Origin of the sequence: Streptomyces sp. NPDC035033 (genome assembly GCF_040636735.1) — a bacterium.
Taxonomy (GTDB): domain Bacteria; phylum Actinomycetota; class Actinomycetes; order Streptomycetales; family Streptomycetaceae; genus Streptomyces.
In genome coordinates this window covers 1-23885 of sequence record NZ_JBEZUZ010000104.1, presented here as the reverse complement: position 1 = coordinate 23885, position 23885 = coordinate 1, and the positions used below count along the sequence as shown (strand labels likewise).

Genomic DNA, 23885 nt, shown 5'->3' with positions numbered 1-23885 from the left:
CGCGCCGGGGGACGGGCGGCCGGCCGGCCGGACCGGGAGCGCGGGGCGGACGGGGCGTGCGGGGCGGTGTGGGCACGGACGGACACCTCCGCGGGTGTGACAGGGGGACCGTGAGCACCGTAGGCCCATACGATCAGCCGGTAGGGTCACCGGCCACGGCGGCGCGCGCCGCTGTCCCCCATTCGCGGTAACGTGACCCGTTGATGAACGCCACGCCCCCCGTATCCGTGATCATGCCGGTCCTCAATGAGGAGCGGCATCTGCGCAACTCGGTCCGTCACATCCTGGAGCAGGAGTACGACGGCGAGATGGAGGTGGTGATCGCGCTCGGCCCGTCCACGGACCGCACGGACGAGATCGCCGCCGAGCTGGTGCGCGAGGACCCCAGGGTCCACACCGTGCCCAACCCCACCGGCCGCACCCCCGCCGCGCTCAACGCGGCGATCAAGGCGTCCCGCCACCCGATCGTGGTGCGCGTCGACGGCCACGGGATGCTGTCGCCGAACTACATCGCCACCGCCGTCCGCCTCCTGGAGGAGACCGGCGCGCAGAACGTCGGCGGCATCATGCACGCCGAGGGCGAGAACGCCTGGGAGGACGCGGTCGCCGCCGCGATGACCTCGAAGATCGGCGTCGGCAACGCGGCCTTCCACACCGGCGGCGCGGCCGGCCCCGCCGAGACGGTCTACCTCGGCGTCTTCCGCCGCGAGGCCCTCGAACAGCAGGGCGGCTACAACGAGGAGTTCATCCGCGCCCAGGACTGGGAGCTGAACTTCCGCATCCGCGAGGCCGGCGGCCTGATCTGGTTCTCGCCGGAGCTGCGCGTCCAGTACCGCCCGCGCCCCTCGGTGAAGGCCCTGGCCAAGCAGTACAAGGACTACGGCCGTTGGCGCCACGTGGTGGCCCGCTACCACGCCGGCTCCATCAACCTCCGCTACCTCGCCCCGCCGGTCGCCGTCTGCGCCATCGCCGCGGGCACGGTCGTCGGCGCCACCCTCACCCCGCTCGGCTTCGTGATCCCGGCCGGCTACCTGGCCGCGATCACCGCCGGCTCGATCCCGGCCGGCAAGGGCCTCTCCCTGAAGGCCCGCGCCCAGATCCCGGTGGCCCTGGCCACCATGCACATGTCCTGGGGCTTCGGCTTCCTCACCAGCCCCAAGGCCCTGGCCCGGAAGGTCATCGCGAGCCGCCGCCCGGCGGTGAGGCGCGGCGAGACCGAGACGGTCTGACCCCGCCCTCCGGACGAACGCCGGCGGCCGGGCCCCTCGCGACGAGGGGCCCGGCCGCCGGCGTTCCCGGGGCGGGGCGGGTCAGCTCTTCCCGTCCCAGCGGTAGACCGAGTAGACCTCCATGCACGTCGCCTTGTCGTCCGCGCCCTCCGGCAGGTCGCCGGCCTCGCGCTTCGGCGCCTTGTAGGCGGTGCCCTCGCGCCAGTCCGCGCCGATGAGGAGGGTGACGTTCTGGACGGTGCCGTCCGCCCGGACGGTGGAGGAGGGCAGTCCGAGGGCCTTCGCCACGGACTCGGCGTCCGCCCGGCCCTGGTCGCCGGCCGCCTTCGGGTAGGCGACGACCGTGCCCTTGCTGGGCTTGGGCTCCTTGGAGGTCGTGGCCAGGGCGAAGCCCTTGCCGGTCAGCACGCCGGCGATGTCCTTGGCCCGCCCCTCGACGGCCGGCTCGCTGTCGCTGCCGGTCCCGTTGATGACGGTGACGGCGAGGGAGGCGGGGGCGGCGGCCGTCGGCTTCGGCTTCGCGTCCGCCGGCGTGGGCTTCGGCTTCGCGGGCGACTTGTCGCCGTTCTTGTCCAGGGCGACGTCGTCCCGGAGCATGCCCCAGATCTTCTCCGCGTCGGCGGCCCTCGGCTGCAGCCACGCGTCCGGGTTCGGCGGATAGGGGACCGTCGGGATGGTGACCGTCGACAGCCGGTCGACCTTCACGTTCTTGAGCTGCATGCCGAGGTCGAAGAGCTTGGCCACGGTGTCGAGGCCGTCGGAGACCTTCAGCGCCTTGGTCCCGGTCTCCGCGAGCCCCATCAGCCGGCCGGTGTCCGTCCAGGCGTTCTGCTGCTGGAGCTTCTTCAGCATGCCGTTGAGGTACATGTGCTGGGCCTTGGCCCGGTTCTGGTCGCTGCCGAAGGCGTGCCGGGTGCGCAGCCACTGGAGGGCCTGCTCGCCCTTGACCTCGGTGGTGCCCTCGGGCAGCTTCAGTCCGGAGCCGCCCTTGACCTTGGCGGTCGACTTGTCGTGCACACCGGTCGTGACGCAGACGGGGACGCCGCCGACCTCGTCGGCCATCGCCACCACACCCGCGAAGTCGACCATGATCCAGTGGTCGACGTAGACGCCGGTGAGGGTCTCCCAGGTGGTGAGCGTGCAGCCGGCGCCGCCCCGGGTGAGCGTCTCGTTGATGGGCCGGTCGGTGGTGGCCGGGTAGACCGTGCCGTCCTCGCCCTTGCACTCGGGGATCTTCACCACGGTGTCGCGGGGTATGGAGATCAACGAGGCGTTCTGCCGGTCGGCGGAGACGTGCAGCAGCATCTGGACGTCGGCGAGCGGAGGCCGGTCCTTGTCCTTGCGGCTGCCGCCCAGCGCGATGTTCTCCTCGGAGGACCGGTCGTCCGAGCCGATCAGCAGGATGTTCAGCGGGGTGTCGCCCAGCGCGTTCGGCGCGGCCTTCTGCACGCCGCTGCTGCCGCCGGCCCGGCCGCCGCTGCGGATGTTGCCGTTGAGGTGCTCGTAGTACGCGTATCCGGCGCCGGCCGTCCCGAGGACCAGGACCGCCACGCCGATCGCCGTCCAGCGCAGCACCTTCCGCTTGCCGGCCTTCTTGGCCTGCTTGCGGGCCGCCGCCCGGCCGCCCGCCGTACCGGAGTCGTCGGCGCCCGGCGTCCCGCGGCGCCGCGCGGCCCGGCCGCCCGGCACGGGGGCCGGGTCCGGCCCCCCGGCCGGCTCCGGCGTCCCGCCGCCCGCTCCGGTCGCCTCGCCGGCGCCGTGCAGGTCGTCGTCCCAGCCACGGTCTCGGGCGTGCGGAACGCCTGACCGCGTCCCCTCCCGTCGCACGCTGTTCTGTCCCACCCCAGGTCCCCTCGTCGTCAAGGGCGCGCCGGGACCCGCTGGTTCCGGGTCACTGGGCGCACACCTTCTTGTCCGCTTCCACCTGACCGACGTCCGGCGCCTTCGTCGGACCGGTCATGGGCACCCCCGCGCCCTTGAAATCGCCGCCGAGGACGAGCGTCATGGGCTCGCGCTCCCCGGCGTCGGCGGTGCCCTGCTTGAGAGCAGTGGCCGGCAGCCCCATCATCGCGGCGAGCGCGCGGGCCTGGTCGGCCTGGTTCGGTGCGTAGGTGAGCGTGGTCTTCGCCGCCTTCTCGGGGGCGTTGCTCTTGTTGGTCGAGCGAAGGACGCCCTGCTCGTTCTGGAGCCAGTTGATGGTCGCCTGGGCGGCGCCCTGGACGCCGCTGCCGTTGTAGACGTCGACGCGGACCTCGGCGGCGGGGGCCTTCGGGCCCTCCAGGAGCTTCGCCTGGGCCTGGGCCTTGGCCTTCTTGGCGTCGGCCTCCTTCTTCTTGACCTCGGTGAAGGAGGTGTCGTTCTCGATCATGCTGAAGACCTGAGGGGCCTTCACCGGGTCGAGGACGACGGTCGCCCGCCTGTTCGGCGGCTCGTCGGGGTTGTCGACGACCGGCACGGTCAGGAAGGTGATGTTCTTCAGGTCCACCTTGGCGAGCTCCTTCGCCAGGGTGACGAGCTTCGCCGCGCTGCCGATGCCCTTGTCGACGGTGAGCGACTCGGTCGCCGCGTTGGCGACGTCGTACAGCTTCGTCGGGCTGCTGAGGGTGTCCTCCTTCAGCTGGCGCATCATCGAGGCGAGGAACTGCTGCTGCTGCTTGATGCGGTCGAGGTCGCTCTCGTTGCCGAGGCCGTGCCGGTTCCGCAGGAAGGCCAGCGCCTGCTCGCCCTGGATGCGGTGCTCGCCCTCGGGGAGGTTGAGCTTCGAGTACTTCTTGTCGTGGATCGGCTTGGCGAGGCAGACCTTCACGCCGCCGACCGCCGTGGACAGCGTCTTGACGGCGTTGAAGTCGACCATCATGAAGTGGTTGATCGGCAGGCCGGACATCTGGGTGATGGTCCGCATGGTGCAGCCGGGGTCGCGGCCGTCGACGCCGAAGGACTCGTTGAACTTGGTCTTGCCGACCGAGCCGGGGATGACCTTGGTGACCCCGTTCACCTTCGTCGGGCACTCCGGGATCTCGATCTTGAGGTCGCGCGGGATGCTCATCGCCGTCGCGTTGGTGCGGTCCTCGGCGATGTGGATGAGGAACGTCGTGTCGGCGTGGCCGGTGACGTTGCTCTTGTTGCCGTACGACTCGTTGCCCTCGCCGGTGCGGACGTCGTTGCCGATGATCAGGATGTTCAGCGGCCCGTCCATCGACTCGGTCTGCTGGGCCGCGTCGCCGACGTCGACGACGTCGAGGTTGCCGTCGAGCTTGTTGTAGATCGCGTACGCGCCGACCGCCCCGCCCACCAGGACGAAGGCCATCGTGCCGCCGGTCCACAGCAGGACCTTCTTCTTGCGGCTCGCGCCCTGTTTGCGCTTGCGGCGGCTCTGCGGCGGCACGCGCCGGCCGCCGCCGGCGGGGGCGGGTTCGGCCCCGGGGACGTCCTGGCCGGCCGAGCGGCGGCGCCGCTGGCCGGGGACGGGGGCTTCGGCCGGGGCGGTTGGCCGGGCGGCGGAGCGGGTACCGGAACCGGTGTCACCGGAACCGGGGACGCCGGAACCGGAGCGGGAGCCTCTGGCGGACGACTGCCCAGCGGAGTGGTCCAGTCGCAGTTCGTAGTTGCCGGTCTGCGGGTTGAGCACCCACTGGTCGGCGGGGTCGATCTCGTCCGCCCGTCCACGGCTGTGCGCGTCCACGGTTCCTGTCCTCCGTCGGTGCCACGCGGGGCGCCTCCCCCTGTGGGCGCCACTCGGTCGTTCGATCCTTGGGTGAGTGCGACCACTCGGTCGGGGTGCACCGGATCGCGTCACACTATCCGCCCAGTTCAGCGCGGGGCGACGCCAGTGACAAATTCCACGCCCCTTACAAGTGGGCAACTCTGCCCAAACCGCATTCCTCACCACCCCACCCTTGGGACCCGCTTTACCCAACGCCCTCCCGTGTCCCTACGAACACACCCCTTCCGCCGCGTTCCGTCCCGTGAAGGTGGGCGTGGAACTCGGCGGGGGCGTGCCCGCGTCGTCCGGCTTCCCGTCGTCCGGCCGTCCGTCGTCCGGCCTCCCGTCGGAGGATGCGCCGGCACCCTCTTCCGGTTCCGCCGGGGTCACCACGACCGGTTTGTCCTCGCGGAGTTGCCGGAAGAGCTCGCTCGCAGCGGGTTGCACCAGTTCGTCCCGGTTCGCGTTGTACGTGTACGGGCGCCGCGGCACCGTCAGGAACTGCACCTTCTCCGTGGGGACCGCCCGCATCGTCCGCGCCAGGTCGTACAGGTCCCGCAGCGAGTCGAGCCCCGGATCGGTCGTGATCGACTTCGTCGCCGCGTCCAGGACCGGGTACAGCTTGGTCGGGTTCAGCAGCACCCCGTCGCTCTGCACCTTGTTCACCAGGGCGCCGAGGAACATCTGCTGCCGGTCCATCCGTTCGGTGTCGCTGCCGTTCCCGAGCGACTTGCGGGCCCGGACGAAACCCAGCGCCTGCTCCCCGTCCAGCGTCTGACGGCCCGCCGGCAGCCTCAGCTTGGCGTCGGGGTCGTCCACCGGCTCCTTCAGGCAGACCTCGACGCCGTCCACCGCGTCCACCATCTTCTTGAAGCCCCGGAAGTCGATCACCATGTGGTGGTCGACCCGGATCCCGGTCAGCTTCTCGACGGTGCGGATGGTGCAGGCCGTCCCGCCCCACTCGAAGGCCCAGTTGAACTGCGCCGTCCGCTCCCGGGTCCGGCCTCCGCCGGGCTTGGCGCAGCTCGGGACCGTCACCATCAGGTCGCGGGGGATGGACATGGCCGTCGCGCTCGACTCGTCGGCCGCGAGGTGCAGCAGGATCACGGTGTCGGAGCGCTGGGTGCCCTTGTCCCGGCCGTACTCGCGGTTCCCCTCGCCGGACCGGGTGTCCGAGCCGATGAGCAGGATGTTCCGGGCCGCCGCCACGACGGACGCCGGGCGCTCCCGCTCGTACCGGCGCAGCTCGTCCGCCGCGGTGGTGTCCGTGGTGATGTTGTCGTCGAGCTTCCGGTAGAACCACCAGCCGGCCCCGGCCGCGCCGAGCAGCGCGACCGAGACCCCGAGGGCCGTCCACCGCAGCCAGTGCCGGCGCGGCCCGGCGGGCGCCCCGGCGCCGGCCCCGGCATCGGCCGCCGCCCCGGACTCCGGTTCGGCGGCGGGGTCCGACTCCGGTCCGGGGTCCGGTTCGGCGGGAGTGCCAGCGCGGTCCGTCACGGCGTCAGTCCGTCCTTCGGGCGATCGGAGGCGCGTCGGGCGCCCGGCGTTCGCAGGAGGAGACGGCCGAACCCGACGCGGGGTTGTACGGAGGAGACGACTCCCCCCGGGCCGATCATGTACCGGACTCGCCTCGCGGACGCGGGTACGCGGCGCGTCGATCGGCCGAACGGGTGCACCGGGGGCGCCGGAGGCACCGGCGGCGGGAACGCCCGGCGCGGGCGGCGCCGCCGGACGCCCCGCCCGGCGCGGGCCGTTCCGTCTCAGAGCGCCGTGGCCGTGACCCGTTCGCTCTCGATGCGCTTCTCCAGGGCCTCCGGCGCCAGCTCGCCCACGTTCCGGCACAGCACCACGGAGCCGCCCGCCGCCAGGGGCGCGTACAGACCGGCCGACAGGCCCTCCCAGCCGTCGTACGGCAGCCCGGACAGCAGCCGGGAGCCGGGGCCGAGCCCGAGGCGTACGGCGTCGAGCCGGGCCTGCTCGACGAGCTGGGCGCCGCTGCGTTCCGTACCGTCGACGACGAGGGCGGGCGCGTCCGCGTCCACCGGGACGAACGGGGCGAACCGGTCGCCCTGTCCCGGCACCTCGACCGCGTAGTCCGCGTACCCCGCGGGCGCGGACGGGAAGCGGCGCCCCAGCGGCGCCAGGGAGAGCGCGATCCGCTCCCCGGAACAGGCCAGGCCCGCCTCCAGCGCGTCAGGACCGGCCACCACCAGGTCGGCGCCGGCCGGGTCGCCGCCCAGCTCGGCCGTCACCCCGACGGAGGAACAGGCGAGCAGCCAGACGGCGGTCTGCCAGTGCGCGGGCAGCAGCAGCGCGAGCCGGTCGCCGGGTTCGGCGGACAGGTCGCCCTGGAGCAGATTGGCCGTCTTCGCCACCCAATTGGCGAAGGTGGCGACGGACAATTCCACCCGTTCACCGGTGGCGTCGTCGTAGTAGGTGACCAAGGGACGGCCGGGGTCCGCGGCGAGCGCGGATCGCAGCAGGTCGGCGGGGGTGCGGTCGCTGGCGTTCACGCCGCACAGGGTACGCGGGCGCCCGCGCCGCCCTGGGCCGAACCGGTGACGGCGTCCTCCGGTCGGCCCGACGCGCCGTCACCCTTTCGCCGCGCGCCGGGCCCCGGGGCTCCGCACGATCGGCCCATGCGTGCCTCACTCGCCTCCTCGATCGCCGTCGCCTGCGCGGCCGCGCTCGCCCTGCCGGTCACCCTCGCCGCCCCCGCGACGGCCACCGCGCGCCCGGCGGCGGCCGCCGTGCCACCGGAGCGGGACGAGTTGCCGGGCTCCACCCAGTCGCTGCCGCTGAGGCCGCTGGGCGCCTCCGTCCGGTCCTTCGGGACCGACCCGGGCGCCGCGGCCGAGCAGGGCCTGACCCGACGGGACGTCAGGCCCTTCTCGCTCGTCGGCGTGGTCTGGGACGACCCGGCGGCCCCGCTCCACGGCACCGTCCAGGTCCGCACCCGCGCCACCGCCGACGGCACGTGGTCCCCGTGGCAGGACGTGGAGACCCACCAGGAGGAGCACGGCGCCGACCCCGGCACGGCCGAGGCCGCCCGCGGCCTCCGCGGCTCCACCGCCCCGCTGTGGGTCGGCGACTCGGACGGCGTCGAGATCCGCGTACGGGCGGAGGAGCGCACGGCGGAGGAGCGCACGGCGGAGGACGGGACCGCCGGAGCGGACGCGGCGGAGCACGGACACGGCACGGCGGAGGCCCGGACGGCCCCGCTCCCGGCCGGACTCCGCCTCGAACTGGTCGACCCGGGCGAGGCCCCCGCGGACCCCGCCCCCGCCCCCGGCACCAGGGCGATGGCCCCGCCGGCCGTCCTGACCGAGGCGGAGACGGCGACCCCGGGGACGAGACCGCCGGGGACGAGGCTCCCGGAGGCCGAGGCGGGGGCGGCGCTCCCGGCCGCGGCGAAGAAGAAGCCCTACATCGGCCCCCGCCCCAAGATCATCACCCGGAAGGGCTGGGGCGCCGACGAGAGCATCCGCGAGAAGAAGTTCGTCTACACCAAGACCATCAAGACGGCCTTCGTCCACCACAGCGCCACCGGCAACAACTACACGTGCCGCCAAGCCCCCTCCGTCCTGCGCGGTATCTACCGCTACCACGTGAAGAGCAGCGGATGGCGTGACTTCGGCTACAACTTCGCCGTCGACAAGTGCGGAAACATCTACGAAGGCCGGGCCGGCGGAGTGACGAAACCGGTCCTCGGCGCGCACACCCTCGGCTTCAACACCAACAGCATGGGCATCGCCGTCCTCGGCACCTTCACCAGCACCACCCCGCCGGCCGCCGTCGTGACCGCCGTCGCCCGCCTGACGGCCTGGAAACTCGGGCTCCACGGCGTCGACCCCAAGGGCACCCAGACCCTCGTCTCCGGCGGCGGCAACCTCTACAAGAAGGGCCGGAAAGTCACCTTCCGCGCCATCGCGGGACACCGCGACGGCTTCGCCACGGAGTGTCCCGGCGCCCGTCTCTACGGCAAGCTCGGAACCGCCCGGGCCTCCTCGGCGAAGTACCAGGGACGAAGCTGATGAGGGCGCGGAGGCAACCATCTGCATAAACTGACCGGTCATATCGCACGGACGACCGAAGACGGGCGCGCTGACCGGCCCCGAACAGGAAGCAGAGACGACAGGTGACAGAAGCGATCCTCCTGGTCGGTGGCAAGGGGACAAGGCTGCGGCCGCTCACGGTCAACACGCCCAAGCCCATGGTCCCGGCGGCCGGCGTCCCCTTCCTGACGCACCAGCTGGCCCGGGCCAAGGCCGCCGGCGTCGAGCACATCGTGCTCGCCACCTCCTACCTCGCCGAGGTCTTCGAGCCGCACTTCGGTGACGGCTCCGACCTCGGCCTGAGCCTGGAGTACGTCACCGAGGAGGAACCGCTCGGCACCGGCGGCGCGATACGCAACGTGGCCTCCCGCCTCCACTCGGGCCCGGACGACCCCGTCCTCATCTTCAACGGGGACATCCTCACCGGCCTCGACATCCGCGCCCTGGTCGCCACGCACGCCGACTCCGGCGCCGACGTCTCGCTCCACCTCACCCGCGTCGAGGACCCGAGGGCCTTCGGCCTCGTCCCCACCGACGGGACCGGCCGCGTCACGGCCTTCCTGGAGAAGCCGCAGACCCCCGAGGAGATCGTCACCGACCAGATCAACGCCGGCGCGTACGTCTTCCGCCGGTCGGTCATCGACTCGATCCCCACCGGCCGCCCCGTCTCCGTCGAGCGCGAGACCTTCCCGGAGCTGCTCGCCGCCGGCGCCCACCTCCAGGGCATGGTCGACTCCACCTACTGGCTGGACCTCGGCACCCCGCAGGCGTTCGTCCGCGGCTCCGCCGACCTGGTCCTCGGCCGCGCCCCCTCCCCGGCCGTCCCCGGCCGCTGCGGCGACCGCCTGGTCCTCCCCTCGGCCCGCGTGGCCCCCGACGCGAAGGTCACCGGCGGCACGGTCGTCGGCGCGGACGCGACGGTGGGCGAGGGCGCCCGGGTGACCGGCTCGACCCTCCTGGCCGGCGCGGTGATCGAGCCCGGCGCGATCGTCACCGACTCCCTCATCGGCGCCGGCGCCCGCATTGGCGCCCGCTCGGTCCTGACGGGCGCGGTCATCGGCGACGGCGCCCACGTGGGCCCCGACAACGAGCTCCGCGACGGCATCCGCATCTGGTGCGACGCCACCCTTCCCGCGGGCACGGTCCGCTTCAGCTCGGACCAGTAGGACCGCGCGGGGGCGGCGGTCCGGCACCGGGCCCGCCGCCCCGTCCCGCCCGGCTACGCTCGACCCATGGCCGGCCGCTTCGCCCCGAGACCCACCCGCACCACCGCGCGCGGCGGCGACGCCCCCGTACCCGGCACCGGGGCCCTGGACCTGGGCCTCACCCTCGGCCCCCTCAGGCGGGGCCCCCACGACCCCACCTTCCGCGTCGCCGCGGACGGCTCCGTCTGGCGCGCCAGCCGCACCCCGGAGGGCCCGGGGACGCTCCGCGTGCGGAGCGCCGGGGGCGAGGTCACGGCCGACACCTGGGGCCCGGGAGCCGCCTGGCTCGACCGGCACCTCCCCGCCCTCCTCGGCGCGGAGGACGACCCCGCCGCCTTCGTCCCCCGCCACCGGCTCGTCCTCGCGGCCCTCCGCCGCCGCCCCGGCCTCCGCCTCACCCGGACGGGCCTGGTCATGGAGTCGCTGATCCCGTCGATCCTGGAGCAGAAGGTCACGACGACGGAGGCGTACGGCTCCTGGCGCCGCCTGGTCCGCCAGTACGGCGAACCGGCCCCCGGCCCGGCGCCCGAGGGCCTGTACGTGATGCCGGAGCCCCGCGCCTGGGCGCGGATCCCGTCCTGGGAGTGGCACCGCGCCAACGTCGACGGCAAGCGCGCCGCCACGATCGTCCGCGCGGCGCGGGTGGCCCCCCGGCTGGAGGAGGCGGCGCTCATGGACCCGCCGGCGGCCCGCAGGCGCCTGGAACTGATCCCCGGCATCGGCCCCTGGACCTCCGCGGAGACGGTCCAGCGCAGCAACGGCGCCCCCGACGAGGTCACCACCGGCGACCTCCACCTGCCCGGCATCATCGGCTGGGCCCTGGCGGGCGACCGCACCGCCGACGACGCGGCGATGCTGGAGCTGCTGGCCCCCTACGCGGGCCAGCGCCACCGCGCCGCCCGGCTGATCCTCCTCAGCGGCCGGACCCCGCCCCGCCGGGCCCCCCGGCTGGCCCCGAACGACATCACCCGCATCTGAGCGGGCGCGTCAGCGCACCTCGACGAAGTCCGAGGCGAGCCGCGCCGGCCGCTCCTTCGGCGGCGCGGCCGGCCGGCCGATGGCCACCGCGCCCATCGGGTCCCAGTGCTCCGGCAGCCCGAGCACGTCCCGTACGACGTCCCGGCAGAACATCGTCGAGGAGACCCAGGCGGAGCCCAGCCGTTCGCCCGCCAGGGCGACGAGGAAGTTCTGCACGCCGGCGCCGGCCGCGACGACGAACATCTCGCGCTCGGCGGCGTCGCGGCGCGGGTCGCCGTAGTGGTGGGAGCCGTCCATGACGAGGCAGGGGACGGCCAGACAGGGCGCGTCGCGCAGCACGTCCCCGCGGCGCACCCGCTTCGCGATGGACTCCTCGGACTTCCCGTCCCGCCGCAGGTCCGCGATCCACGCGTCCCGCATCGCGTCGAGCAGCCGCAGCCGCGACTCCGGGGACTCCAGGAGGACGAACCGCCACGGGGTGGTGTGGTGCGGGGCCGGGGCCGTCACGGCCGCGGCGACCGCGCGCCGCACCGCCCCCGGGTCGACGGGGTCGTCGGTGAACTTCCGTACCGTCCGCCGCAGCGTCACCGCCTCCCGCACGGCCTCCGAGGTGCCCAGCCGGAACATGTCGTCGGCGGCGGAGCGCACCAGCGCGCGTGCGCCGGGCTCGTCGTCGTCGCCGACCAGGTGCGGCAGGCCGCGGACGACGGCCACCGGCATGCCGGTCGCCTTGCCCTTCACCAGGTCGCCGGCGGCGGCGAGTTCGTCGGCGGAGGCGACGACGGTCACGTTCAGCTCGTTGCCGTGGGAGTCGGCGACCCCCCGCAGGTCCTCCAGGACCCGCACCCCGGCCGCGCCGATCGCCACGTCGGTGAGGCCGGAGCGCCAGGGCCGCCCGAAGGTGTCCGTGACGACGACGCCGACGTCCACGCCCAGCGCCTCGCGCAGTCCGGCCCGGATCCGCCGGGCCGACCCGTCCGGGTCCTCGGGCAGCAACAGCACGGTCCCGGCCGGGGTGTTGGAGGCGTCGACCCCGGCGGCGGCCATGACGAGCCCCTGCCGGTTCTCGACGATGCGGAGGGTGCCGCGCCGCGCCACGACCCGTACGGTCTCGGCGTCGATGGCCTCCTCGCGGTCGTCGGCGGCGACGATCCGCCCCTCCGCCTTGCTGACGATCTTGGAGGTGACGAGCAGCACGTCGCCGTCCTCCAGGCCGGGGGAGGCGGAGGCGATCAGCTTGGCCAGGTCGTCCCCGGGCGCGACCTCGGGCAGGCCGGGCACCGCCCAGACGCGGTACGACGGGGGTGCGGCGGTCATCCCCGCACCTCCTCGGCCAGCGCGAGCGCGGCCCGCGCCATCTCGGCGGTCGCGTCCACGTCGGTCATCATCAGCGGCACCGCCCGGCAGGCGATGCCGGCCGCCTCGACGTCGGCGACGGCGCCCGCGTCCACGGTGTCCACCAGCCAGCCGTCGACGAGGTCGGCGCCGTAGTGGCGGGCGACGGCCGCCGCCGTGGCCTCGACGCCGACCGCCGCGAGCACCTTGTCGGCCATGCCGCGCACCGGCGCGTCCCCGACGATGGGGGAGAGGCCGACGACCGGCGCGGGGGCGGCGGCGACCGCCTCCCGGATGCCGGGCACGGCGAGGATCGTGCCGATGGAGACCACCGGGTTGGACGGCGGGAAGAGGATGACGTCGGCCCCGGCGATCGCCTCCAGGACGCCCGGGGCGGGCTTCGCCGTCTCCGCGCCGACGGGCACGACGGCCCTGGCGTCGACGGAGGCGCGCAGCCTCACCCAGTACTCCTGGAAGTGGACGGCCCGCTGTTCCCCGTCGACCTCGACGGCGACGTGCGTCTCGACGCGGTCGTCGGACATCGGGAGCAGCCGGACGCCCGGCCGCCAGCGGTCGCACAGCGCCTCGGTGACGGCGCTCAGCGGGTAGCCGGCGCCGAGCATCTGGGTGCGGACGATGTGGGTGGCGAAGTCCCGGTCGCCGAGGCCGAACCACTCGGGCCCGACCCCGTACGCGGCGAGCTCCTCCTTGACGGCGAAGGTCTCGTCCGCGCGGCCCCAGCCCTGTTCCTCGTGGATGCCACCGCCGAGGGTGTACATCACCGTGTCCAGGTCGGGGCAGACCTTCAGCCCGAAGAGATGGATGTCGTCACCGGTGTTGCCGATGACCGTGATCTCCGCGTCCGGAGCGGCCTGCTTGAGGCCGCGAAGGAAACGGGCACCACCGATGCCGCCGGCCAGAACCACAATGCGCATGCGCAGCAGTCTGTCAGGCGGTGACGGTCTCCGGGGGCGCCGGGGCCTCGGGGACGGCCGGGGCGCACCGCTCCCGGAGCGCCTCGTGCATGGACTCGTGCATCGGCATCTCGGTCAGGCCGGGGAAGTAGACGTGCAGGCTGACGGCGGGGTCGAGGGAGTCGTTGACGACCTCGTGGACGTACCCGGGCGCGAAGACGCGCTGGCCGCCGGGGAGCAGCTTCCGCGCGCCCCGGTCCGTACGCTCCGTCAACTCGCCCTGGAGGACGGTGAGGACGCCGGAGGACCGGCCGTGGTCGTGGAGGCCGCTGCCCTGGCCGGGCACCCAGGAGAGCAGCCACACCTCGTAGCCGGGCCCGACGCGCAGGCGGTGGTACCAGCGGGAGGTGGCGTCGTACTCGACGTGCGGGGCCCACCGGTCGCGGTCGGCGGCGATCTCGCGGGCGAGACCGGCGAACTCGGCGACGGTGACGGGGTGCTCGCGCTCGGGCTGGAGCAGGTGGGGGACCTCCATGAGGTCGCCGGCGATCTGGAGGTCGCTGTCCATGTTCATGGGCGGGGTGGTTCCTCGGCAGAAACGAAGAGCGGTGGGGGGCGCGGGGGTCGTGCGGATGACACGGCCGACGCGGGCGACGCGGGGTGACGCTGGGGGAAGAGGCTGGAGCTCTGCGGCATCAACAGCTGGGACAGCAACAGCAACAGCGCGCCTGGACAGCGCGGCGGAACCCACGGGCGTGGGTCGCGGAGGGCGCTGCGGTCGCTGGCATGCCACCAAAGTGGCGGGAGGGGTACCCGACTGTCAACTCAATGCCCGATTTGGGGGTAATGTTTCACCTCATCCGGTTACAGTGCCCGGAGAAAGGTTTGTTCAGGCCCGGACCAGGCAACATGGCGCAGCAGTCGTGCCCGTAAACATGGCCGCGACCCCGGATCCGCTCCGTCCGTCCGCACGCTCCGTGACCGGACTGTGATCCGGATCGCTTCCATGGCTGGATCGCAACAAGATCCAAGTCTCGTACGTCCTTCTGGGCGGAGGCGCGACGCCGCGGGAACGGCCGGTGGCATGTGTCACGTTTTTTGGTGATTTGAACACTTTCCGCATAGGCTTGGTTCCGCAGAGTGAATACGGGGCCCAATAGCAGATCTCGGCTTGACTCGCACAGAGCACCAACTTGTAATTTCACTCGTGTCGTTCGGCCGTTTCGATCACGGCGACATCACGGGACGCACAGACAGACGAGGGGCGCAGATGACCGAGTTGTTCCAGGAACTGCTGGTCGAGGACGCGGACGAGGAACTCGGCTGGCAGGAGCGCGCGCTGTGCGCCCAGACCGACCCCGAGTCCTTCTTCCCCGAGAAGGGCGGCTCGACCCGAGAGGCCAAGAAGGTCTGCCTCGCCTGCGAAGTCCGCTCCGAATGCCTGGAGTACGCACTCCAGAACGACGAGCGCTTCGGCATCTGGGGCGGCCTCTCCGAGCGCGAGCGGCGCCGCCTGAAGAAGGCCGCCGTCTGAACCGCCCGGCCGGAAACCACCCCACCCGAAGACCCCCACGGTCCGTCCCCCGCGCCAGGCGCGGGAGACGGACCGTTCCCATGTCCGGCCCCGCCTCCCGCCGGGCCGGGACCCCGGGACGAGGCCGGACCCGACGCCCCCGGGACGGCGCCCGGCCCCCGGCACACCCGGCCCCGGCCCACCCGCCCCCAGGACCCGCACCGTCCCGGCCGGAGCGCCCGCGGGACCGCACCGCCCTAGGCCGTCTCTTCCGGATCAGGCCGGATCAGGGAGCGGCGTCTGGTGCGTGCGCTCGCAAGGCGGAGGAGGGAGTCCATGCGGTGGGGGCACCTCCCGGCGGTAGCCGGGGGACATCGGCGACCGACGACAACGCGGCGAGCGTGCGTGCCAGGCGTCGCGAGCCCGGCATGATCCGGAAGAGACGGCCTAGCCTCCTCGCCGCAGCCATTAGTGTGGGCCTCCGTCCGAGACGCTCCCCACGCCCCCCGCGGGCGACCCCGGCCGGAGGGCCCGTAGCTCGATGTCCTCAACTCCTGAGTTCCCCAGGCACGTCGTCACCGCCGTGCTCGTCACCCACGACGGAGCCCGCTGGCTGCCGGACGCGCTCTCCGGGCTGCTCGCCCAGGAACGCCCGGCGCAGAGCGTGATCGCCGCCGACACCGGCAGCGCCGACGACTCCGCGCGGCTCGTCGCCGACGCCATCGGCGCCGACCGCGTCCTGCACCTCGCGCGCCGCACCGGCTTCGGCACCGCCGTCGACGAGGCCGTCCGCACCGCGCCCGTGCTCGGACCGGAGGACCTGCCCTACCTCAAGCGCCCCAGCGGCTGGGACCCCGTCAGCCGCTCCTGGAACGACGAGGCGTACGACCTCCCCGAACTCCCGCACGGCGAACCGGTCCAGTGGCTCTGGCTGCTCCACGACGACTGCGCCCCCGAGCCCGGCGCCCTCGCCGCACTCCTCCGCGTCGCCGACTCCGACGCGTACGCCGCCGTCATCGGCCCCAAGCTGCGCGGCTGGTACGACAAGAAGCAGCTCCTCGAAGCCGGCGTCACCATCGCCCGCAGCGGCCGCCGCTGGACCGGCCTCGACCGGCGCGAGCAGGACCAGGGCCAGCACGACCAGATCCGCCCCGTCCTCTCCGTCTCCACCGCCGGCATGCTGATCCGCCGCGACGTCTTCGAGGAGCTCGGCGGCTTCGACCGCCGCCTGCCCCTCATGCGCGACGACGTCGACCTCTGCTGGCGCGCCCACTCCGCGGGACACCGCGTCCTCGTCGCCCCCGACGCCGTCCTCCGCCACGCCGAGGCGTCCGCCCGCGAGCGCCGCTCCGTCGACTGCGCCGGCCGCACGGCCGCCAGCCCGCACCGCGTCGACAAGGCCGCCGCCGTCTACACGCTGCTCGCCAACACCCCCGGCCGCGCCCTCCCCTACGTCTTCGTACGGCTCGTCCTCGGCACCCTGCTGCGCACCCTCGGCCTCCTCGTCGGCAAGGCCCCCGGCCAGGCCGTCGACGAGACCATGGGCCTGTTCGCCACCCTGCTGCGGCCCGAGAAGATCCTCGCCGCCCGCAAGCGGCGGAAGAACCCCGAGGTCCCGCCGGGCGAACTCCGGCCCCTCTTCCCGCCGCCCGGCGCCACCCTCCGCGCCGCCGCCGAACAGCTCGCCTCCCACTTCGGCGGGGACGACGCCGACTCCGGCTCCCGCCACGGCGCCGTCGAGTCCGGCCCCGGCGGCGACGACGCCGACTTCCTGGAGATCGAGCAGTTCGCCCGGCTGAAGAAGATCGCCCGCAAGCCCGGACCGGTCCTCTTCGCCCTCCTCCTCGTCGTCTCCCTCGTCGCCTGCCGCAACCTCTTCGCCGGCGGCTCCCTCGCCGGCGGCGTCCTGCTGCCCGCCCCCGACACCGTCTCCGAACTCTGGAACAAGTACGCGGACGCGTGGCACGCCCTCGGCACCGGCGGCACCCAGAGCGCCCCGCCCTACCTCGGCATCCTCGCCGCGCTCTCCGCCCTCTTCCTCGGCTCCACCTCCACCGCGCTGACCGTCCTCCTCGTCTGCTCGGTCCCGCTCGCCGGCTTCACCGCCTACCTCGCCGCCCGCGGCCTCGTCGGCTCCCGCCTCCTGCTCGCCTGGGGCGCCGTCGCCTACGCCTTCCTGCCCGCCGCCACCGGCGCGCTCGCCACCGGCCGCCTCGGCACCGCGGTCCTCGCGATCCTGCTCCCCCTGATCGCCCGCGCCGCCGTCACCGCCCACGGCTTCACCGGCCCCGACCGCGGCAGCTGGCGCGCCACCTGGGCGTACGCCCTGCTGCTCACCGTCACCACCGCCTTCACCCCGATCGTGTGGCCGCTGGCGGTCCTCCTCGGCCTCGGTGTCCTCGCCGTCCGCCGCCACGACATCACCGCGTACGGCCTCCGCTTCCTCGCCGCCGTCGGCACCCCCGTCCTCGCCCTGGCCCCCTGGTCGCTCTCCCTGCTGACCGACCCCTCCGCCTTCCTCCACGAGGCCGGCCTCGACCTGCGCACCGGCACCGCCTCCGCCGTCGACCTGCTCGCGAGCAGCCCCGGCGGCCCCGGCACCACCGGCGGGCTCCTCCTCCTCGGCCTGGTCCTCGCCGCGCTCGCCGCCCTCCTCCGCGAGGAGCGCCGCACCGCCGTCCTCGCCGCCTGGGCCGCCGCCCTCGCCGGCCTGCTCTTCGCCGCCCTGGCCAACGGCGCCGGCGGCACCGGCTGGGCCGGCCCCGCCACCCTCGTCTACGGCTCCGCCCTCATCGCCGCCGGCATGCTCGGCGCCGAGGGCGGCCGCAACCGCGTCGCCGCCCACGGCTTCGGCTGGCGCCAGCCCGTCGCCGCCCTCATCGCCCTCGCCTGCGCCGTCGGCCCCGCCGTCGCCGCCGCCGGCTGGATGATCGGCGGCGCCGACGGCCCGCTGACCCGCCGCGACCCCGTCCAGGTCCCCGCCTTCGTCGCCGAGGAGAGCGGCCAGGAGGACCAGCCCCGCACCCTGGTGCTCTCCGGCAGCTCGCCCGGCGCGGTCGACTACACCCTCGTCCGCGGCTCCGGCGCCCGCCTCGGCGACGCCGAACTGACCGCGACCGCCGAGCCCGACCCCCGCCTCGACTCCGTCGTCGCCAAGCTCGTCGCCGGCTCCGGCGCCGACCAGACGCAGGAGCTGAGCGCGTTCGCCATCCGGTACGTGCTCGTCAAGGACGGCTCGCCGCGCCAGATGAGCCGCGTCCTCGACACCACCCCCGGCCTCTCCCGGCTCAGCCAGCTCGACGGCGCCGCGCTCTGGCGGGTCGACCGCGAGATCGCCCGCGTGATGATCGTCCCGCCCGCCGCGAAGACCGGCGCCGGGGCGGCGGGTGCCGAGGCGGCCGGGGCCGTCCTCGTCCCGGCCGGCCCGGTCGAGGCCCACGCCGACATCCCGGCCGGCCCGGCCGGCCGCGTCCTGCGCGTCGCCGACCGCGCCGACGAGGGCTGGACCGCCACCCTCGACGGCACCGCGCTCACCCCGACCACCGTCGACGGCTGGGCCCAGGGCTTCCAGCTCCCCGCCGGCGGCGGCCGCCTCGACCTCACCTACGACGAGCCGTTCACGCACACCGTCTGGATCTGGACCCAGCTCGGCATCGCCGTCGTCCTCGTCGTCCTCGCCCTGCCCGGCCGCCGCCGCGAGATCGACGACGACCTCCCCGAGGAGGAGGCCGCCGTCCCGGCCCAGGCCACCGACGGCGACGGCCGCCGCGCCCGCCGCCTGCGCGCCGCCGCCGAGGCGGAGGCCGAGACCGCCGCCGCGGCCGCCGCGGCCGCCGGAGCCGCCGACGCCTGGCCGGAGCCCCCCGCCGCCGAACCCCCCGCCGGACCCGCCCCCGTCTCCGTCCCCGGACAGCAGACCGGCGAGGCGGACGACTGGGACGCCGCGGGCCACGCCCCCGCCTACGACCCGCAGCCGTACGCCCCCGCCTACGACCAGCAGGGCTACCCGCAGGAGTACGCCGCCGACCCGTACCAGCAGCAGGCGTACGCGTACCCCCAGCAGGGTTACGACCAGGGCCACGGCTACGAGCAGCCCCACGGCTACGAGCAGGGCCACGGCTACGACCAGACCCAGGGCTACGCCCCCCAGGCCCCCCAGGGCTACGACGCCCAGGACCCGCAGGCGTACGCCCCCCACGACGGCTACGGCGGCTACGACCACGGGTACCCCCAGGGCCACGAGACCGAGCAGCGTCCCGACGGGAGCAGCAACCAGTGAAGCGCACCACCCTCTCCCTGATCGCGGTCGCCACCGCCCTCGCCGCCGTCACCGGCTTCGCCGCGCTGACCGCCCCCGGCGAGCCCGCCGCCGCGACCACCGCGACCCCCGCCCCCCAGGCGGCCCGCCTCCCCGTCGAGCGCACCAGCCTGCTCTGCCCCGCCCCCAGCGGCTCGGAGATCGCCGAGACGCTCACCACCTCGTACACCCCGCCCGGCACCACCGCCCCGGCCCCCGCCGGCGACGGCACGGCCGCCAAGCCCGGCGCCGTCCTCGCCGTCGCCGGCAACTCCGACGCGGCCGGCGGCACCGGCGGCAAGAAGACCAAGGCCCCCAAGGCCCCCGCCACCGTCACCACCCCCGGCAAGCCCGTCGCCACCGAGACGGACGGCGCCGTCACCCACGGCCTCACCGGCACCGCCACCGGCACCCTCGCCCCCGGCTGGACCGTCCAGCAGACCACCCTCGTCCCGGCCGGCGCCGCCCGCGGCCTCCTCGGCGTCACCTGCTCCGCCCCGGACACCGACTTCTGGTTCCCGGCCGCCTCCACCGCCAAGGGCCGCTCCGACTACATCCACCTCACCAACCCGGACGACACCCTCGCCGTCGCCGACATCGAGCTGTACGGCCCCGAGGGCCGGCTGAAGACCTCCATCCCCGAGGGCGTCCAGGTCCCGCCGCGCTCCACCGTCCCCGTCCTCCTCGGCCCCCTGCTCGCCGAAGGCGCCCAGGAGAACCTGACGGCCCACGTCACCACCCGCACCGGCCGGGTCGGCGCCGTCCTGGGCTCCGCCACCGACGGCCTCGGCAGCGACTGGCTCGCCGCCTCCGCCGACCCGGCGGCCCGCGTCCTGCTCCCCGGCATCCCCGCCGACGCCACCGGCGTCCGCCTCGTCGCCCTCGCCCCCGGCGACTCCGACGCCGACCTGAAGATCCAGCTGGTCACCACGAACGGCACGATCGTCCCGGCCGCCGCCGAGTCCCTGCACGTCAAGGCGGGCATGACGGCCTCCGTCGACCTGCCCGACCTCACCCGCGGCGCCGCCGCCTCCCTGCTGCTCACCCCGACCGACCCCAAGAAGCAGGTCCCGGTCGTGGCGGCGCTCAGGGTCGTCCGCGGCAAGGGCTCCGACCAGGAGGTGGCCTTCATCCCGGCCACGGCCCCCGTCACCGCCCGCGCCACCGTCGCCGACAACCGGGCCAAGGGCACCGCCCTCGCCCTCACCGCCGCCGGGGAGGCCGCCCAGGTGAAGGTCACGGCCTCGGCCGGCACGGAGGGCGGCACCCCCGCCACCCGCACGGTCACCGTCAAGGCCGGCACCACGACCGTCCTCACCGACCTGGCCCCCAAGGGCGTGAAGGGCTCCTACGCGGTGACCGTCGAACCGGTCTCCGGCGGCCCCGTCCACGCGGCCCGGACGCTCACCGTCACCGAGGACGGCGTCCCGATGTTCACCGTCCAGACCCTCGTCGACGACCGGGGCACGGTCCAGGTCCCGACCGCCCGCCAGGACCTGACGGTCCTCGACGACTGAGACCGTCCGCCGGTACGGGCTCCCGCGCGCGGAGCCCGTACCGGCCTCAGTCCTGCCCGTACCGGGGATCGACCGACTCGGGGGAGAGGCCGAGCAGCTCGGCGACCTGCTCCACCACGACCTCGTGGACCAGCGCCGCCCGCTCGTCACGGGACTTCGACCGGATCTCGACCGGCCGGCGGTAGACCACCACCCGCGCCGGCTCCCGCTTCGCGGCCGGCACCGAACCGCCCAGCGGCACCGTCTCGCCGGACACCGGCGGCGGCACCTCCATGACCATGAAGTCGACGTCCTGGAGCTGCGGCCACCGCCGCTCCAGCCGCTCCACCGAGTCCAGGACCAGATCGCGGAAGGTGTCCGCGCGGCTCACGGACAGCGGGACCTGCGGCGGCGCGACCGGCCCCCGCATCCCGCGGCCGTGCCGGTCGCGGCGGCGGACCCGAGGCTCGGCAGGCGGCTCCCCGGAGCTTCGCGGGGAACCGGGCGGAGGGCCCGGCGGCCCGGGCGGCACAGGAGTGTCCATCACTGACGCAGCGTAACTCTCCTGGGTCACTCCGCACCGTGGCGTGTCCTCGCCGAACGGCGCGTTCCGCCCCGCCCGCCCCACCGCCCCCTGTCGAAACCTGAACATTCCGGCCGCTCCGGAGCACGATTCGATACCCGCGCGAGATCGGCCATCTGGCCGCACCTGACCGGATTCCACCGCCAACCTGTCCGGATCGCCCCCTGCGCCACCCCCCTTGCGCCCCCTCCGGCCCAGGTCAGAACGGGCACCACTCGAAGGGGGGTGTCGGACGTCACACCGCGACACGGTGGAGTGACCCGGGGGAGAGTCGTCGCGGCCCGCTCAAGAGTGCGGTACCGTCCAACGTCGTGAGCCCTGTACGTCGCTGTTCGCGCACCGCGTGCGGCCGCCCTGCCGTCGCGACACTGACGTACGTCTATGCCGACTCGACCGCGGTCCTCGGCCCGCTCGCCACCTACGCCGAGCCCCACTGCTACGACCTGTGCGCCGAGCACAGCGAGCGCCTCACCGCCCCGCGCGGCTGGGAGGTCGTGCGGCTCTCCGACGGTTCCGCCCCCACCCGCCCCAGCGGCGACGACCTCGAAGCCCTGGCCAACGCGGTCCGGGAGGCGGCCCGCCCCCAGGAGCGCGCCGCCGGAGCCGGCGGCAAGCCCGGCACGGGCCGGAGCGGCGACCCCATGGAGGTCGGCCGCCGCGGCCACCTCCGGGTGCTCCGTTCCCCCGACAACTGACCCCGGCCGCCCGGCCCCCGTACGGCCCCGACGCGGCCCGAACCGGCCACCACCGCTCTGCCCCACCCTCCGTCCCGGGTAGTTTGGGCGTTCCGCACACGCGCCGCACACGCGTGCCGAGAACTCAGGAGGGTGGATCCGTGACTGCCGATCTGTCGCAGATCGTGAAGGCGTACGACGTCCGCGGGGTGGTCCCGGACCAGTGGGACGAGAAGCTCGCCGAACTCTTCGGCGCCGCCTTCGTCCGCGTCACCGACGCCGACGCCATCGTCGTCGGCCACGACATGCGCCCCTCGTCGCCCGGCCTCGCCGACGCCTTCGCGCGCGGCGCGGCCCGCCTCGGCGCCGACGTCACCCTCATCGGGCTCTGCTCCACCGACCAGCTGTACTTCGCCTCCGGCAGCCTCGGCCTGCCCGGCGCGATGTTCACCGCCTCCCACAACCCGGCCCAGTACAACGGCATCAAGATGTGCCGCGCCGGAGCCGCCCCCGTCGGCCAGGACACCGGCCTCGCCGACATCCGCGCCCTCGCCGAGCGCTGGCTGGAGGAGGGCGCCCCCGAGGCCGCCGCCACCCCCGGCACCGTCACCGAGCGCGACACCCTCGCCGACTACGCCGCCCACCTCAAGGCGCTCGTCGACCTCACCGCCATCCGCCCGCTCAAGGTCGTCGTCGACGCCGGCAACGGCATGGGCGGCCACACCGTCCCCACCGTCTTCGACGGCCTCCCGCTCGACACCGTCCCGATGTACTTCGAGCTCGACGGCACCTTCCCGAACCACGAGGCCAACCCGCTCGACCCGAAGAACATCGTCGACCTCCAGGCCCGCGTCCGCGCCGAGGGCGCCGACCTCGGCCTCGCCTTCGACGGCGACGCCGACCGCTGCTTCGTCGTCGACGAGCGCGGCGAACCGGTCTCCCCGTCCGCGATCACGGCCCTCGTCGCCGCCCGCGAACTGGCCAAGACCCCCGGCGGAACGGTCATCCACAACCTGATCACCTCCTGGTCCGTCCCCGAGGTCGTCCGCGAGAACGGCGGCACGCCCGTCCGCACCCGCGTCGGCCACTCCTTCATCAAGGAGGAGATGGCCAGGACCGGCGCGATCTTCGGCGGCGAGCACTCGGCCCACTACTACTTCAAGGACTTCTGGAACGCCGACACCGGCATGCTCGCCGCCCTCCACGTCCTCGCCGCCCTCGGCGGCCAGGAGGGCCCCCTCTCCGAGCTGACCGCCGCCTACGACCGCTACACCGGCTCCGGCGAGATCAACTCCACCGTCGCCGACCAGGCCGCGCGCACCGCCGCCGTCAAGGCCGCCTACGCCGGCGAGGACGGCGTCACCGTCGACGAGCTCGACGGCCTCACCGTCTCCGCCGCCGACTGGTGGTTCAACCTCCGCCCGTCCAACACCGAACCGCTGCTCCGCCTCAACGTCGAGGCCCGCGACGCGGCCACCATGGCCAGGATCCGCGACGAGGTCCTCGCCCTCGTCCGCGCCTGACACCCCCGCCGAGGGGCGGGGAGCGGCCGCTCGCCGAGCCGCGCCTCCCCGCCCCCGGCAGTAAGCTGACCAGCACCATTCACTTGGTACGAAGGGACACCCCATGCCGCTCGAAGCCGGCCTCCTGGAGATCCTGGCCTGCCCGGCCTGCCACGCTCCGCTGAACGACCGCACGGCGGACGAGACCCCCGAGCTGGTCTGCGCGTCCCCCGACTGCGGCCTCGCCTACCCCGTCCGCGACGCCATCCCGGTCCTCCTCGTGGACGAAGCCCGCCGCCCCGCCTGTGACGAACCCGGCCACCACGCCCACGACCAGCGCGCCCCCGCCCACGACCGCCGCCTTCGCCCCGTAGAGCAGGGTCCGGCGCGGCACGGCCGCC

The 23885-nt window shown here is 74.3% G+C and carries 17 protein-coding genes and 1 pseudogene; 10 read left to right on the top strand and 8 right to left on the bottom strand.

Features of this window, described 5'->3' with window-relative positions:
* Window positions 1-203 precede the first annotated feature (203 nt).
* A complete protein-coding gene (locus AB0E83_RS30375; RefSeq protein ID WP_362118925.1) occupies window positions 204-1229 on the top strand; it encodes a glycosyltransferase family 2 protein in 1026 nt (341 codons plus the stop codon).
* An 81-nt stretch (window positions 1230-1310) separates the two neighbouring features.
* On the opposite strand, the gene AB0E83_RS30370 is transcribed toward AB0E83_RS30375, so the two are convergent.
* The 4 genes from AB0E83_RS30370 to AB0E83_RS30355 all read right to left on the bottom strand — a co-directional run bounded on the left by AB0E83_RS30370 (window position 1311) and on the right by AB0E83_RS30355 (window position 7445).
* On the bottom strand, window positions 1311-3071 hold the full coding sequence (locus tag AB0E83_RS30370) for an LCP family protein (protein WP_362118922.1): 1761 nt from the start codon (window positions 3069-3071) through the stop codon (window positions 1311-1313).
* A gap of 49 nt (window positions 3072-3120) precedes the next feature.
* Window positions 3121-4911, bottom strand: coding sequence for an LCP family protein (locus tag AB0E83_RS30365; protein ID WP_362118919.1), 1791 nt, complete (start codon window positions 4909-4911; stop codon window positions 3121-3123).
* Window positions 4912-5160: 249 nt separating this feature from the next.
* Window positions 5161-6429: an LCP family protein gene (locus AB0E83_RS30360; RefSeq protein ID WP_362118916.1), complete on the bottom strand. Its 1269-nt coding sequence runs from the start codon at window positions 6427-6429 to the stop codon at window positions 5161-5163.
* 263 nt (window positions 6430-6692) lie between these two features.
* A complete protein-coding gene (locus tag AB0E83_RS30355; protein WP_362118913.1) occupies window positions 6693-7445 on the bottom strand; it encodes a TIGR03089 family protein in 753 nt (250 codons plus the stop codon).
* A gap of 126 nt (window positions 7446-7571) precedes the next feature.
* Here AB0E83_RS30355 and AB0E83_RS30350 point away from each other — a divergent pair, with 126 nt between their 5' ends.
* The 3 genes from AB0E83_RS30350 to AB0E83_RS30340 all read left to right on the top strand — a co-directional run bounded on the left by AB0E83_RS30350 (window position 7572) and on the right by AB0E83_RS30340 (window position 11170).
* The gene (locus tag AB0E83_RS30350) at window positions 7572-8966 is read left to right on the top strand and encodes an N-acetylmuramoyl-L-alanine amidase (protein WP_362118910.1); all 1395 of its coding nucleotides are present in this window, start codon (window positions 7572-7574) and stop codon (window positions 8964-8966) included.
* 104 nt (window positions 8967-9070) lie between these two features.
* Complete coding sequence (locus AB0E83_RS30345; protein WP_362118907.1) at window positions 9071-10153, top strand: NDP-sugar synthase; 1083 nt, start codon at window positions 9071-9073, stop codon at window positions 10151-10153.
* Between the two features lie 66 nt (window positions 10154-10219).
* Entirely contained in the window at window positions 10220-11170 is a 951-nt protein-coding gene (locus AB0E83_RS30340) for a DNA-3-methyladenine glycosylase 2 family protein (protein ID WP_362118904.1), read from the top strand.
* Between the two features lie 9 nt (window positions 11171-11179).
* Here the strand turns inward: AB0E83_RS30340 and AB0E83_RS30335 are convergent, their stop codons facing one another.
* From AB0E83_RS30335 to AB0E83_RS30325, 3 genes are read right to left on the bottom strand one after another with little or no spacing between them, the layout of a single operon-like run.
* Entirely contained in the window at window positions 11180-12487 is a 1308-nt protein-coding gene (locus AB0E83_RS30335) for a coenzyme F420-0:L-glutamate ligase (protein WP_362118902.1), read from the bottom strand.
* On the bottom strand, window positions 12484-13440 hold the full coding sequence (gene cofD / locus AB0E83_RS30330; RefSeq protein ID WP_362118899.1) for a 2-phospho-L-lactate transferase: 957 nt from the start codon (window positions 13438-13440) through the stop codon (window positions 12484-12486). The genes AB0E83_RS30335 and cofD overlap by 4 nt, the downstream gene beginning before the upstream one ends.
* Window positions 13441-13453: 13 nt before the next feature.
* A complete protein-coding gene (locus AB0E83_RS30325) occupies window positions 13454-13993 on the bottom strand; it encodes a cysteine dioxygenase family protein (protein WP_362118896.1) in 540 nt (179 codons plus the stop codon).
* Window positions 13994-14689: 696 nt separating this feature from the next.
* On the opposite strand from AB0E83_RS30325, the gene AB0E83_RS30320 reads away from it, so the two are divergent.
* The 3 genes from AB0E83_RS30320 (at window position 14690) to AB0E83_RS30310 (ending at window position 20746) form a co-directional block, all read left to right on the top strand.
* Window positions 14690-14953 carry a WhiB family transcriptional regulator gene (locus AB0E83_RS30320; RefSeq protein ID WP_015033978.1) on the top strand — a complete coding sequence of 88 codons (264 nt, stop codon included), beginning with the start codon at window positions 14690-14692 and terminating at the stop codon, window positions 14951-14953.
* 520 nt (window positions 14954-15473) lie between these two features.
* The gene (locus AB0E83_RS30315; protein ID WP_362118893.1) at window positions 15474-19211 is read left to right on the top strand and encodes a glycosyltransferase; all 3738 of its coding nucleotides are present in this window, start codon (window positions 15474-15476) and stop codon (window positions 19209-19211) included.
* Window positions 19208-20746 carry a DUF5719 family protein gene (locus AB0E83_RS30310; protein WP_362118890.1) on the top strand — a complete coding sequence of 513 codons (1539 nt, stop codon included), beginning with the start codon at window positions 19208-19210 and terminating at the stop codon, window positions 20744-20746. The genes AB0E83_RS30315 and AB0E83_RS30310 overlap by 4 nt, the downstream gene beginning before the upstream one ends.
* A 46-nt stretch (window positions 20747-20792) precedes the next feature.
* Here AB0E83_RS30310 and AB0E83_RS30305 read toward each other — a convergent pair whose 3' ends face one another.
* Window positions 20793-21269, bottom strand: coding sequence for a metallopeptidase family protein (locus AB0E83_RS30305; RefSeq protein WP_362118928.1), 477 nt, complete (start codon window positions 21267-21269; stop codon window positions 20793-20795).
* Window positions 21270-21619: 350 nt separating this feature from the next.
* Here AB0E83_RS30305 and AB0E83_RS30300 point away from each other — a divergent pair, with 350 nt between their 5' ends.
* The 3 genes and pseudogenes from AB0E83_RS30300 to AB0E83_RS30290 all read left to right on the top strand — a co-directional run.
* Window positions 21620-22003, top strand: a complete 384-nt coding sequence (locus AB0E83_RS30300; RefSeq protein WP_362118887.1) for a DUF3499 domain-containing protein — start codon at window positions 21620-21622, stop codon at window positions 22001-22003.
* 140 nt (window positions 22004-22143) lie between these two features.
* The gene (locus AB0E83_RS30295; protein ID WP_362118884.1) at window positions 22144-23505 is read left to right on the top strand and encodes a phosphomannomutase/phosphoglucomutase; all 1362 of its coding nucleotides are present in this window, start codon (window positions 22144-22146) and stop codon (window positions 23503-23505) included.
* A 103-nt stretch (window positions 23506-23608) separates the two neighbouring features.
* Window positions 23609-23788: pseudogene (locus tag AB0E83_RS30290) on the top strand (Trm112 family protein); the annotation flags it as partial.
* Between the last annotated feature and the right edge of the window lie 97 nt (window positions 23789-23885).

Excerpts from the sequence above, each read along its gene's own strand:
- AB0E83_RS30375 (WP_362118925.1), top strand. The coding sequence starts at position 204 with ATGAACGCCACGCCCCCCGTATCCGTGATCATGCCGGTCCTCAATGAG.
- AB0E83_RS30350 (WP_362118910.1), top strand. The coding sequence starts at position 7,572 with ATGCGTGCCTCACTCGCCTCCTCGATCGCCGTCGCCTGCGCGGCCGCG.
- AB0E83_RS30340 (WP_362118904.1), top strand. The coding sequence starts at position 10,220 with ATGGCCGGCCGCTTCGCCCCGAGACCCACCCGCACCACCGCGCGCGGC.
- AB0E83_RS30335 (WP_362118902.1), bottom strand. The coding sequence starts at position 12,487 with ATGACCGCCGCACCCCCGTCGTACCGCGTCTGGGCGGTGCCCGGCCTG.
- cofD (WP_362118899.1), bottom strand. The coding sequence starts at position 13,440 with ATGCGCATTGTGGTTCTGGCCGGCGGCATCGGTGGTGCCCGTTTCCTT.
- AB0E83_RS30325 (WP_362118896.1), bottom strand. The coding sequence starts at position 13,993 with ATGAACATGGACAGCGACCTCCAGATCGCCGGCGACCTCATGGAGGTC.
- AB0E83_RS30320 (WP_015033978.1), top strand. The coding sequence starts at position 14,690 with ATGACCGAGTTGTTCCAGGAACTGCTGGTCGAGGACGCGGACGAGGAA.
- AB0E83_RS30315 (WP_362118893.1), top strand. The coding sequence starts at position 15,474 with ATGTCCTCAACTCCTGAGTTCCCCAGGCACGTCGTCACCGCCGTGCTC.
- AB0E83_RS30305 (WP_362118928.1), bottom strand. The coding sequence starts at position 21,269 with ATGGACACTCCTGTGCCGCCCGGGCCGCCGGGCCCTCCGCCCGGTTCC.